The sequence below is a fragment of the Phycisphaeraceae bacterium genome (assembly GCA_019454185.1).
Taxonomy (GTDB): domain Bacteria; phylum Planctomycetota; class Phycisphaerae; order Phycisphaerales; family UBA1924; genus JAHBWV01.
Genome location: CP075368.1, coordinates 1 through 12,773, shown reverse-complemented (window position 1 = coordinate 12,773; position 12,773 = coordinate 1). Strand labels below are relative to the sequence as shown.

General features: G+C 66.3%; 8 protein-coding genes. 5 read left to right on the top strand and 3 right to left on the bottom strand.

Annotated features, from left to right (window positions below):
* The first annotated feature begins 5 nt into the window (after positions 1–5).
* From KF838_00040 to KF838_00030, 3 genes are all read left to right on the top strand, one after another.
* Positions 6–1,550, top strand: a complete 1,545-nt coding sequence (locus KF838_00040; GenBank protein ID QYK48257.1) for a hypothetical protein — start codon at positions 6–8, stop codon at positions 1,548–1,550.
* 445 nt (positions 1,551–1,995) lie between these two features.
* The gene (locus tag KF838_00035) at positions 1,996–2,964 is read left to right on the top strand and encodes a hypothetical protein (GenBank protein QYK48256.1); all 969 of its coding nucleotides are present in this window, start codon (positions 1,996–1,998) and stop codon (positions 2,962–2,964) included.
* Positions 2,864–3,508, top strand: coding sequence for a transposase (locus KF838_00030; GenBank protein ID QYK48255.1), 645 nt, complete (start codon positions 2,864–2,866; stop codon positions 3,506–3,508). The genes KF838_00035 and KF838_00030 overlap by 101 nt, the downstream gene beginning before the upstream one ends.
* Positions 3,509–3,788: 280 nt before the next feature.
* On the opposite strand, the gene KF838_00025 is transcribed toward KF838_00030, so the two are convergent.
* The 3 genes from KF838_00025 to KF838_00015 are packed head-to-tail and all read right to left on the bottom strand — an operon-like array spanning position 3,789 to position 7,764.
* Complete coding sequence (locus KF838_00025) at positions 3,789–5,348, bottom strand: SpoIIE family protein phosphatase (protein QYK48254.1); 1,560 nt, start codon at positions 5,346–5,348, stop codon at positions 3,789–3,791.
* A gap of 49 nt (positions 5,349–5,397) precedes the next feature.
* Entirely contained in the window at positions 5,398–5,967 is a 570-nt protein-coding gene (locus tag KF838_00020) for a methylated-DNA--[protein]-cysteine S-methyltransferase (GenBank protein ID QYK48253.1), read from the bottom strand.
* 36 nt (positions 5,968–6,003) lie between these two features.
* Positions 6,004–7,764 (bottom strand): hypothetical protein, encoded by a 1,761-nt coding sequence (locus KF838_00015; GenBank protein QYK48252.1) that lies wholly within the window; start codon positions 7,762–7,764, stop codon positions 6,004–6,006.
* A 165-nt stretch (positions 7,765–7,929) separates the two neighbouring features.
* Between KF838_00015 and KF838_00010 the strand changes: the two genes are divergently transcribed.
* Both KF838_00010 and KF838_00005 read left to right on the top strand, forming a co-directional pair.
* Positions 7,930–11,052, top strand: a complete 3,123-nt coding sequence (locus KF838_00010) for a ThuA domain-containing protein (GenBank protein QYK48251.1) — start codon at positions 7,930–7,932, stop codon at positions 11,050–11,052.
* A 111-nt stretch (positions 11,053–11,163) separates the two neighbouring features.
* Positions 11,164–12,714, top strand: a complete 1,551-nt coding sequence (locus KF838_00005; GenBank protein ID QYK48250.1) for an endonuclease/exonuclease/phosphatase family protein — start codon at positions 11,164–11,166, stop codon at positions 12,712–12,714.
* Positions 12,715–12,773 lie beyond the last annotated feature (59 nt).

The window sequence follows — 12,773 nt, the reverse complement described above, 5'->3', positions numbered from 1 at the left end:
TCCCGATGTTCGAGTGGACGCCGCCTCCGAGATCGATTGCCGTCTTGTGCATTGACGCGTTCGACGGTCCGTACCACGAGTCGCTGGCCGCCCCCGGTCGGATGACCGTGACGCAGCGCGACGTCGCACTGGCCGAGTTCCTGGCTCAATTCGGGCTCAAGATAGCCGAGAGTTTCTACAGGATCCCCCTCGATGATTCGCGCCTGCCGTCCCTTCTTGCGGCGCTCGCGGAGTCCCAGCTCACACGCACCCTGGCTCTCAAGGCGGCATGGATCGAGGAGCCCCCGCCCCGCGTCGACGACCCCGCAGCGTGGTTCGAGCTTCAGACCGGACCCGGCGAGTTCAAGTCGCCCAGACGCCCCGCCACATCATCACACTTCGGCTGGCGCGAGGGGCAGCGTGTCGCATCCGAGACATTCCGTCGCGCGGCGGTCGATTGCGGTTTGACGGGGCTGGCGTGGCTTCCCCTTGAGGACGCGCGTCCCGAGGACCCGATGCCATGGTACGAGATGTACGCGGAGCGTCCGATCGGCCGCGGCCTTGACCATCCGCTCATCGATCCGGTCAAACTCGACGCCGCAAAGGTGAAGCAGGGGTTCGATCTCTCCCGTCGCTGGGGCGAGCCGATCGCGTGGCTTCCGCATCTCCGCGACGATACCGTGTTGCGCTCCGACGCCGCGACGGCTCTCGCTCGCCCGACCACGCCCCACTTCCGCGTCGCCGGTCCGACTCGCTTCGTGCGCGAGCACTTGCCGCCCACCGATTTCGCGTACAGCGGCTGGGGATTCAAGCCCGACACCGGACCGGGGCACAAGGGAAGGCCCGTCAGGTCCATCTGCTGCAACGCGAGAGCAAGACTGGCTCTCATCGAGTCGGGGGCAATGAAGCCGCGTCGGTTTCTGCCGATCGCAACTCTTCCCGCGGCGAAATCCGTTTCCGCGATTCTCGATCGCATGATCGCCGGTCCGCTGCCCCCTCCCGTCTACACACCAGACGAAGCGTCGACAGAGTTGCTGAGACGGCAGCGATCGATCGGCTCTCGATCGCCCGTTTCTCAACCCATGAGGTTTGCGAGCGTGGAGGCCGCGATCGATCACCTCTCGACTCGTCACGCCGCCGGCTCGCTCCCGTGGGACGTGGCCCGCGGAAGCGGCGAGTTTGAGGAGATCGCCGCATCCCCACTGTTCTCAGAGACTCCTCTCTCGTGGCAGCGTCTGGCCCCATTCCTGCCACTGGAGACGTCGTTCGCCGACCCGGACACCGGCGAGTCCTTCGATTTCTCCATGCAGCCCCCGGAATGGAATACATGGCTCGCGTATGAACCCGGCGCGGGGACGCCGGAGGATGAGCCGAGCACGGACGATCTGGTGGTCGCGTGCACACCCTACGGGGACTGGTACGCCTTCCGGCGACAGGACCCCCTGATGCCCGACGACGCCAGACTCGTCCGCTGGGACCATGAAACGACACAGATCGGTGACGAGTGGGCGTCGACCGTTCTGTTCGTCTCTCACCTCCTCGACATCTGCGACCGCGCCACGCGAGCGTAATCATCGGACGCGAGCAACCCGCATCTGTTCCGGCGGACCCTCGCGCTGCGCGCATCGCTGTGCGCTCGACCATCGCTTGTCATCGACTCGCGCCGCGATGGTGAAGGTCGCTTCGCGTCAATCAACCCTCGATCCGCTCCCGCTACCTCCTCGTCCGCGATGTGAGGGCGAGCATGCGGCGATACTGCTCGGCAGCACCAAGTGTTGATCGACAGTGACGGGGCGAGGAGCACCCTCGCGTCATGTGGGGGGCGACAACCGACGCCCCCGGCACAGCTCCCCTCGCAGCGGCCTCCTTGGTGGAGTGGCCCGCACCGGCCCCACCCACTCCCTCCGCCCCTTCCTGCCTTCGTGCCTTCCTGCCTCCGTCCCTTTTTCCTCCCTCCCCTATCCCCTTCTCCCCCAACGACTTCCATTATCTGTTCCAACAGACACTGACAGACGTATGTCAGTGACGAACACACGCCGCGCTTGCATCCACGTCGCCGCGTCGTACATTCCACGCATGATCGCCTCACCCGACCTCGCACACGAATCGCCCCACAACGCCGCCACCGCCGACCCCATCTCCCCGCGCCAGCGCTGGGCCCACCTCCTCGTCCTCGACATGCTCAGGGCCAACCTCCCGCTCGACCGGCTCGCGGCACACCTCAACATCCCCTTCCTCACCCTCATCGACTACATCAACACCCCCGAAGTCCAGGCCGAGATCGACGCCTACGACCAGCTCCTCACCATCCGCGCCCGCCTCCTCGGCCAGACCGCGCGTCCCATCTCACTCCGCAAACTCCTCGACGTCCTTGAGAGCCCCGCGCCGCAGCCCACCGGCCGCGACCCCGAGTCCGACCAGCGCACCCTCCACCGCCACGCCGAACTCATCCGCCGCACCGCGACCACCATCGCCCGCGAATCGCGAGCATTAGCACCGAAGCCCGCCACTAAACCCGCCCACACACCCACTCCAGATCAACGCCCGCAAAAGGGAGCCCCGTGCGCAAGAGCATTTTGCGCCATGTGTTCCAAGTGTTTCCATTGTGGAGACTTGCGCGATCTGATGGCTCATGCCATGCTCGGTCCCACTGGTGGAGCTGCCAGACAGGAGACCGAGCATGGACAACGCGAGTTGGAGGGTGTTGGCGGCGAGCGTGCGGAAGCTGGATCGGAGCCCGCGTGGCGGTCGCTTCACCTTCACCGATGCGGACATCGTGCTGACCTTTCTCTGGGCCGTCTTGCACCGACGACCCACCTCCTGGGCGTGCCGACGCGATGCATGGCCGTTGTGGCGGCGTGGTCGATTGCCCTCGCCAAGCAGGATGAGCCGGCGGCTGAGAACCACCAGCGTCCAGGCGTTACTTGCCGCGGCGGAGGCGGAGAATCTGGTCTCTGCATCGGGAGCGTTGGTGCTGGCTCTTGACGGCAAGGCCCTGCGCGTCGCCTCGCACTCCGGAGACCGGACCGCGACCTTCGGCGCATGGGGACTGCGCGGCTACAAGCTCCATGCGATCTGCGATCTCGCGGGCTCGATCGTCTCCTGGCGTCTCACGCCCATGCACTGCCATGAAGCAGTGATGGCCAAGCGGATGATGCGAGACATGGAGTTGAACGGGTATGTGCTGGCCGACTCGAACTACGACAGCGTGAAGCTCTATGAACTCTGCGCGTGCAAGGGCGGACAACTGGTGGTTCCGCGGAAGGACTGCCGCGTGGGTCGCGGCGTGCGGCGGTCCGGAACGCATCCGGACCGCCGTCGAGCCATCGACATGCTGGAGCAGAGCATGACGGGCTTCGGCAGGGGCCTGCTGTCACTCCGGCGCGTGATCGAGCGTGTGTTTGCACGCCTGGAAATGACCCACCATGTGGGGCTTATCCCGCCGCACGTGCGCGGCATCGAGCGAGTCCGTCGATGGATCCAAGCCATCATCATCCTTGATCGACACACACAGGCAATGAAGCGATGACGCAAAAAGCTCGCGAGCTCGGGGTCTTCTTCCAACTTATCGCGAGCACCCGACTCCCACACAATCACCCCCGATCGTGCACGCCGCGGCTCTGTTTCACCCGTCGTCGCGCCCAGCCCGCCCTCCCTCCGCGCCGCCGCGGGCTCCACACGCGCCGCGCACGACCCTTCACACCGCGCCCGCGACCGCCCCGCGGCGTAACCACAAACCAACCACTCACCATTCCGCCCATCTGGCCCGCCCGCCCGCCCGCTCAGCCGGGCCCGCTGTCGCGCGCGCATCACACCCGCGCAACCCCTTCCGCCGCAGTCACACGCACCAGCAGCGTGTCGTCTCGCTTGCCCGACCTCGTCCGCAGTGGCTCAATCTCACGCATCAGCCGGTCGCACAACCCCTCGCCCGACGCCTCACTCCGGCGGCACGCCTCCACCATCCGCGTGAAGCCCTCGACACCAAGCAACTCGCCCCCCTCACCCTCCAACTCAATCGCCCCATCCGAGTACGCAAGAATGGAATCGCCCGGAGCCAATCTCACACGCTGCTCCCCGGGATCAAACACCGGCGGATCAAGCATGCCCAGGATCGGAGCCGTCGCATCCAGGCGGCGCGCGAACCCCGCGCGAGGCAGCAGCAACGCCGCCGGATGCCCCGCGTTCGCCCAACTCACCTCCACACCCACCACCACACCCGCCTCCACCACCGGCTCCGCCCTCATGCAGATCGCCGTCGCGTAGATCCCCTTCGTCGCCAGCAGCGCGCCCGTGAAGTGATTCAGCGTCGCGAGCACCTGACCCGGCTTCGACTCCGGCGCGAGCGCAAACGTCCGCTCCAACTCACCGAACAGCCGGTTCACCGCCAGCGCCGCCGTGAACCCATGACCCGTCACGTCGATCAGCACGATCGAGATCGGCCGAAAGCCCACGCGAGCCCCGCTCTCAGAAGCAACCGGCGGCTCCTGCTCCGGCAGATCGGAGAGCGTCGTGAGCCGCAGCGGCACACCCGCATCAGCGTTGGGCGTCGGCACAGGGGGCACAGGATGAATGAAGACAAAGTCCCCGCCGATCTGCTGCGCCGGCTCGTAGCGATACTCCACCCGCACCGGACCGGTGGTGATCGGCCTCGGGAAGAGCGCCTCATGGACGGTCCGCGCATCGGTCAGCTCGCGCGTGACATCCGCGTACCGGCGCGACGCCTCGCGCGCCACGAATCGCTCGTTGAACGATCGATGCAGCCACCACGACCACACAAACCCCGGCAGCCCCGCCAGCGGGGCCATCCCGATCAGCGTCAGCTTGAGCATGAACGTCGTGTCGGTGATGAAGAGCGTCACGCCCGCGAACACCGCCAGGATCGGCAGGATCAGCTCGAGCCCCTCCTTCGGAGAGAGGTTGACGAGCCACGTCGATACAAAGTGGATGAAGAAGACGGCGACCAGCGTGGCGATCCCCTGCAGGAACGCCGCACGCGGCTCCGAGACCGGCAGCGCATCCTTGATCAGGTTCGTGTTGTCGGACAGCGGCGTGGCGATGATGGCGATGATGCACGCACCGACGATCACCCAGCTCATCACGTGGACGAGCGACTCGCGCGTCCGCGCACGCCACGCGAGGTAGACCAGCGTCCCGGCGTGCAGCAGCAGGATCGCCGCATCCGAAACAACCTGGGCCCAGGGGCCGATGAACCGCTCCGACGCCAGCGCGCTCATGATCCCCCGAGGCAGCTTCAGCAGCAGATATCCGACGGCGATCGCGCAGTACCAGATCGCGCGGGTTCGAAGCGTCCGTGCGCGTTCGCTCTCGTACAGCGAGACGAACTCTTTGGGGATGGTGTCGGGTGGCATGGCCGTCGGGCGCGTGCTCGGTTCCGCGCCGGTTCGGAGTCAGATGGGTTCAGAGAGCAAGACCGGAGAACAGTAGGGACTCCCCGCCCTCCCGCCCCGATGCCACACGCCGCTCGTGCTCGATCAACCACTTCTTCCGCTCGATCCCCCCACCGAAGCCGGTGAGCCCGCCGTCGGCCCCGATCACTCGATGGCAGGGCACGATGATGGGAATCGGGTTGCTCCCGTTGGCCAACCCGACCGCGCGCGAGGCGTTGGCATCGCCGAGCGACCGAGCGATCTCGCCGTAGGTCGTCGTCGAGCCGTAGGGGATCAAGCCGAGTCGCTTCCAGACCCGTTTCTGAAAGTCCGTTCCGACCGGGGCAAGAGGGAGAGCAAAGTGCGTCAGAGTTCCCTTGAAGTATCGTTCGATCTGGTCGATCGCTGCGCGGAGAACCTTCGCCGCGCCTGGGTCTGTCCCATGCACGGTCCGGTCCTCCGCTTCCGATGCATCAAACTCAACGGATGCCACCCCCTCGGCCGTCGCCGACAACCGAAGGGGGCCGATCGCCGTCCGGACGATGGCGACCGCCGATGGGTTCGATGGCGACGGAACCGCTCCATGGGTGCGCGGGCTCATGCCCGATCTTACCGCCCGAGTGTCCCTCGTATGCACTCAATCGGGACGATGCGGCACTGGCACATACGCACGGACCGCGCGTGGCGGGGAGACGGCCTCGTACTCAAAGGTAATCTCGTCTCCGGAATCGGACTTGATGGTCGCGACGGCCTTCGGCGGGGCACCCGAGCCGTTGTTCATCGTGAAACTCACGAGCTTCATGCCGTCCATGAGTCCCGCGTCGGCCGCTCCCGAGCCCGGGACAACGCCGGAGATGACCCTGCTCACTCGCGTGGCTTCCATGTCGAAACCGGGATCCGAGGACCGCATCTGCCGCGTTGTGAGCTCGAGCGCGGGGACCGTGGTCCGCTCGGGGATCGGGATCTCGCCCCCGTCGTTGATGCTCGCGCGAGCGCGGGACGCGAAGTCCGAGTCGGTGTAGGCCTCGATGAGGGCGAGGATCTTGTCGGTCGTCGCATGCTCGCCGTTCTCGATCGCGCGCGTGAGGAGATCGCGGATCAGGTGCTCAAGCGTCCGTGTGCCCTCATCGGATGCGTTCGCAGCACGGATACGCTCATCGATCGCCAACGCGAGCAGGTCGCCGCGCCGATACGGCAGATCGCGAACGGTCGGATCGGACCAGAACCCCTCGGCGATCGCGTTGTTGCCCGCGCTCCGCGCCGGGCTCGCGTCGTAGCGACCGAGCGCGTCAGAAAGGTCCGCGGCGTACTCCGCGTCGTTCCACAAACCCGCCTTGTGCAGCACGCGCCGCGCGAGAAAGTCCGTGAAGCCCTCGGAGAACCAGTAGCCGAGGGGCTCGGGCGTGTCGCGCACGGAGATCTTGCCCCCGATCCACGTGTGCATGTACTCATGGGCGAGCAGACGCTGGACGCTGCGGAGCTGATGGCTCCCCGGCTCCAGAGACATATTGGGCGTGCAGAAGAGCGCGAAGGCGTTGGTGAGGCCGGTCCCGCCGAGGGAGTAGCCGCCGGGCGCGGCGTTGCCCTGCGGCACCAGACTGATGAGGAACCACGGATCGGAATGGTCCGCGAAGAAGTCTCGCTCCGCCCGGACGATCGTGGCGCAAAGGTCGGCGAACGTCTCGTCGCTGAAGGACCACACGTCGGAATGGATGTAGACGCCGAGCCGGTTGCGGCCGATCTGCTTCTCGAGCATGCGCCCGTTGCCCGCGATGAATGCCGCGTGAAGGAACTTCTCACCGGGCATGCGGACGACGCGCCGGCTCGGGCCGGGTCCGTGCGACGAAACAACCTGCCAACCGGGCATCGCAAGGCCCGTAAGGTCGAGCGCGATGTCTCGCAGCTCGGGCGTTCGCATGTGGTCGGGATATGCGAGGGCGAGGTTGCCGATCGCGTGGACCAGCTCCGGCGAGACGACGGTGCGGTAGTCGTTGCCCCGCCTCCACGGCTCACGCTTGCCCGGGGCGATCCGGTACTCGCACGTGATGCGTGCGCCGGGCGCGTGAGAAATGGTCCAGGTGCGCGGCCCGTCGCGGCTCACCTTGATCGGTGTGCCATCGTCCGCCGATGCCGCTATCGATGCGATGTCGTTGCCCGGCTCGTCGATCCCGCCCCACTGCTCTGGGAGCGAGAGGGTGCTCACGCCGTCTCCCGAGCCCTTGAAGGAGAGACCAACCGAGAGCGCGGGGAGTTCCCCCGGCTCGTATGCGAGCGTGTATGCCAGGTCGGGCATGTCGCCGGGTGTGTGGATCACCCCGTCGGAACCAGCCGCGGCACGAACGGCGATGCTCACGAGCGCGACGAGAAGAACGCGGATGAGTTCGATGAGTGCGGTCATGGTGTGTGGAGCGGGATCCAAAGATGTGGGTGCGGGAAGGACCTGGCACGGTCGATGAGCACCGGATGCGCATCGACGGGGATCCCGTCAGCCGAACGGCCAATCCGGGCCGACATTGCGGCTGGATTCGGGGCATGGTCGCCCGCGGGTGTGTACGCTGCGAGCATGAGCGTGCTCTCTCAACGAGTCAGGATACTGGCGGTGTCGCGTGTTCGGTCCATGTTGCTGTGTGTGCTCGCCATTCTTGGGATCGGCAGCCCGGTGATTGCCGCACCACCTTCGGGGATGCTGATCTTCAGCCGCACCGCGGGCTTCAGGCACGACTCCATTGCCGTCGGGGCGGAGTCTCTCATTCGGATCGGCCGAGAGATGGGGCTTGAGGTCGATTGGTCTCAGGAGAGCGAGGTCTTCACCGACGAGCAATTGAGTCGGTACGGCGTGATCGTGTTCCTCAGCACGACCGGCGACGTGCTGAACGATGAGCAGCAGGGCGCGATGGAGCGGTTTGTGAGGTCGGGGCGGGGATGGGTGGGGATCCACGCCGCGGCGGACACGGAGTACGACTGGGCGTGGTACATGGGCCTTGTCGGCGCTGCGTTCAAGACGCACCCGGCGACGCAGCGGGCGACGATCAACGTGGTGGACCGGACTCACCCGGCGACTCGTCACCTGCCGGCTCGCTGGATCAGAACGGACGAGTGGTACGACTACCAGAAGAGCCCTCGCGGCATGGTCCATGTGTTGATGACCATGGACGAGTCGAGTTATGAGGGCGGGATCATGTCGAAGGAGCCCCCATTCGATCATCCGATCGCGTGGTGCCATCTCTACGACGGCGGTCGATCGTTCTACACGGGGCTTGGGCACACCAAAGAGTCGTTCGCGGAGCCGGCGTTCCTTGAGCATCTGAAGGGGGGTATCGCGTGGGCTCTGGGCATCGATGCATCGGCTTCGCATGATGCCGGGGGCACGATCGATGAGAACTACGAGGTGGTGACCATCGACGACGCGACGCTCGACCCGATGGAACTCGCGGTGGCGGGTGATGGGCGTGTGGTCTACATCGAGCGAGGCGGCCTCGTGAAGGTCTGGTCGGAAGAACTCGGCGTGCGCATCGCGGGCGCGCTGAACGTGACGACAGAGCTCGAAGACGGCCTGCTCGGCATGACGCTGGACCCTGACTTTCTTGAGAACGGGTGGATCTACATTTATTACTCGCCGGTCGGGACGAAGTCGCTCAACCGGCTCTCACGATTCACGCTGCTGGACGACGTGCTCGACCCGACGAGCGAGCGCGTCCTGCTGGACGTGCCGACGCAGCGGCTCGAGTGCTGCCACAGCGGGGGCTCGGTCGCGTTCGGCCCCGATGGCCTTCTGTATCTCTCGACGGGTGACAACACCAATCCGTTCGCATCCGACGGTTTCGCGCCGATCGATCAGCGCGAGGGCCGTATGCCGTGGGATGCGCAGAAGAGCAGCGCGAGCACCTCGGATCTGCGGGGGAAGATCCTGCGTATCCGGCCGCTTCGGGAGGGGGGATATGAGATCCCCGAGGGCAACCTGTTCCCGCGCGACGGTACGGAGGGCAGGCCGGAGATCTATGTCATGGGTTGCCGCAATCCGTTCCGGATCGGCATCGATCCCGTCAGGAACTGGCTGTACTTCGGCGATGTCGGCCCGGACTCGGACTCTGAGAGCGCCGAACGCGGACCGCGCGGGCACGACGAGTTCAACCAAGCGCGACGCGCGGGGAACTTCGGGTGGCCGTATGTCATCGCGAACAACAAGCCCTACCGCGCGTACGACTTCGCCACCAAGAAGTCGGGTGAGCACTTCGATGTCGCGGCGCCCATCAATGACTCACCCAATCGCTCGGGGGCGCGCATCCTCCCGCCTGCCGTACCGGCGTGGGTCTGGTATCCCTACGGCCGATCGGCGGAGTTCCCGGTCATGGGCTCGGGCGGGCGGTGCGCGATGGGAGGTCCGACGTATCGTGCGTCATGGCTGCGCGAGCGGCACGGCGCGCTGAGCCCGCACGCGCTGCCCCCATCGATGGACGGCGCGACCTTCATGTATGAGTGGGCGAGAGGGCGGTTGTACGCGGTGCGCACGGACGATGACGGGGGTGTGCTGGAGATCGAGCCGTTCTTGTCCAGCGTCCCGTTCCTGAGGCCGCACGATCTCGAGATGGGACCGGATGGGCGGCTGTATCTGATCGAGTGGGGAAGCGAGTTCGGGGGCCTGAACACCGACTCGCGGATCTCTCGCATCGACTATCACGCGTCGGGGAATCGCCCGCCGCGTGTGGTGGCGAGCGCGAGTGTGACCAACGGCGCGGTGCCGCTGCGGGTCGAGTTCGACGCCTCTGCGAGCGTGGCGAGATCGCGAGCGGGCGGGAACGGCCCTCTCTCGATCGAGTGGGACTTTGACGGGGACGGCGCGACTGACGCGAAGGGGATACGCGCGGCGCACACGTTCACCGAGCCAGGCGTGAGGCGTGTTCGGGTTCGTGCGACCGACAGTGGTGGGATCGCGGGCGAGGGGCACATCACGATCCACGCGGGGAACACTGCGCCGCGGCTGCGATTCGAGTCTCCCGCGCAGGGAACGCTGGTGCGCGAGGGCGAGCGTGTTCGCTATCGGCTTCGCGTCGAGGACCAGGAGGACGGTTCAAAGATCGATCTCGCGCGCGTCTCGGTTGAGCTCGGATTGAAGCGGGGCAATCTCGTGACGGTGATCGATCGTGCGAGCGACCTCTCGGGTGAGCTCTTGCTCGGTCCGGAGCCGGAGGGCGATCCGAACACGAAGCCGCAGATCGTGCTGCGGGCCTCGTACACCGATGGCGGTGCGCCCGGGGTCGGCGCGCTGACCGGCCGGGCCGATGTGACGCTCCAGTTGCGGCGCATCGAGGCGGAGCGAGCGACGACATCGAAGGGAACACAGGTCGAGACCAAGAGCGACAGCACCGGCGCACAGACGACCGCTCTGGCCTTCATCGAGAACGAGGACAACGCATCGTTCAGCCCGGTACGCATGGACGGTGTGCGCGCGATCCGCGTGCGCATCGCTTCGGCGACACGGGGCGGCGTGATCGAGGCACGCCTTGGCGGCGTCAAGGGGCAGCTGATCGGCATCATCGAGGTGCCGACAACCGGCGGGTGGACGACGTGGCAGGAGATCGAGGCGCCCGTCGTCTCGCCCGGAGGAACGCACGATTTGTGGCTGGTTTTCCGGGGCGGCCCGGGCTATTTGTTCAATCTTGACTGGATCGAACTCGTGACCGAGTAAATCCCCGGATGCGTGGGCGCGAGCATCCAACAATGCCAGCCCGGCTCCCTCGGATCGGACGGCCCAGGTCACCGGGCGGGTGCTCCATCCCTCTCCGCGGAGGCAGTGCGTATGAGATCGTGTGCGAATCGTTCCTTCCTGCGTTCTCGTGCCGCGTTGCTTGTGCTCATCGCGGGCTCCTTTGCATCGCTCGCTGGGTGTGAGTCGGGCGGATCGAGTTCAGAGCCGCGCGCCGGCTCTGGCGTGCTCGGGCTGATGGGAGGGCGCACGTCGAATCAGCCGTGGTCCGGCCCCGTCGTGATGGATGGCGACATCTCGGAGTGGCCTCGCGAGACGGTGGCATTTGCTGACGATCAGTATTTCTATCTGAGATTCAGTGTTGAAGGAGAGCCGCGCGCGCTGCAGGCCTCCGATCAGACCGTGACGATCCATCTGGATATTGACGGCAACGGCGGGACCGGCGCAACGCTGCTCGACCCGATCGATGCCGCGGGAATGGGCGTGGATCTTGAGATCGCCTTCTCGCCTCGCAAGCCGGACGGAACGCTGGCGAGCGGCGCGGCGGCTGCGATCGTTGACGCATCCGGCACAAGGACCCGCATCCCGACGGCGGCTCTCGATCTGCTCTTCACGCCGACGTATGCCTCGGGTTGGTACGAGGTGCGCATCTCGCGCCATGTCGCGACAGGCACGGATACGAGCACGTTCGAAGAGGCCGGGCCGTGGGAGGGCGTCATCACGCTCGCGGACAAAGACGGGCAGATCCGTGGTTGGTCGGACGCGTTCCTTGCAACGAAGCCCGCTGCCGCTGATCAGCCCGCGTTGTCGGACGTAGTGCTGCCGGGCAAGCCGGAGGGCTCGATCCGCGTGCTGAACTGGAACGTGCTCTGGAACTCTCCGGAGAAGAACCCTGCGAGCTTCGTGCGGGTGATCGAGTCGGTTCGACCGGATGTGGTGCTCATCCAGGAATGGGTCGCCGACGAGCCGGCGCAGATCGCTCGCTGGTTCACGGAGCGGATCGACAGCCCGACGGGATCGTGGCACGCCCTGCACGGCAAGTCGCGCGGGATCGCGATCGTTGCGCCGCACCCGATCACGCCGCTGATCAAGGATGGCGTGGAGTTTCCGCACAACGGGCGCGATCATGGCGCGCGGTTTGTGGCGGGTATTGTGCCGCTGCCGATCGGCGACATCGTCGTTGGTAGCACGCACCTGAAGTGCTGCGGCTCTGCCGGCAGCCCCGAGGATGTCACGCGTATCGCCGAGGCCCGAGCGATCGCCACGACACTCGGCGCGGCCATGGCCTCAGACCCGACGTGGGTGCGTGTGATCGGCGGCGATATGAACCTGGTCGGCACGCGCGCACCACTCGACGAGATCGGCAGAGGGCTGGATGTGGACGGATCGGGCCTCGCGGCGGCTCCGGTGCGTGTGCTGGGTGATCGCTCGACCTACACGTGGGTGGACTGGAACACGCAGTTCACGCCGGGGCGGCTGGACTGGGTGCTTTATAGCGATGCGGGGAGCGAGGTGCTGAACGCGTTCGCGATCGATACGAGACGGCTGAGCGATGCCGCACTGGCGCGGATGGGGCTTGATCGCATGGACTCGGCAGGAAGCGACCACCTGCCGATCGTGGTGGATGTGAGGATCAGGAAGTAGGGGCAGAGGGGCAGAGGGGCAGAGGGGCAGAGGGGCAGAGGGGCAGAGGGGCAGAGGGG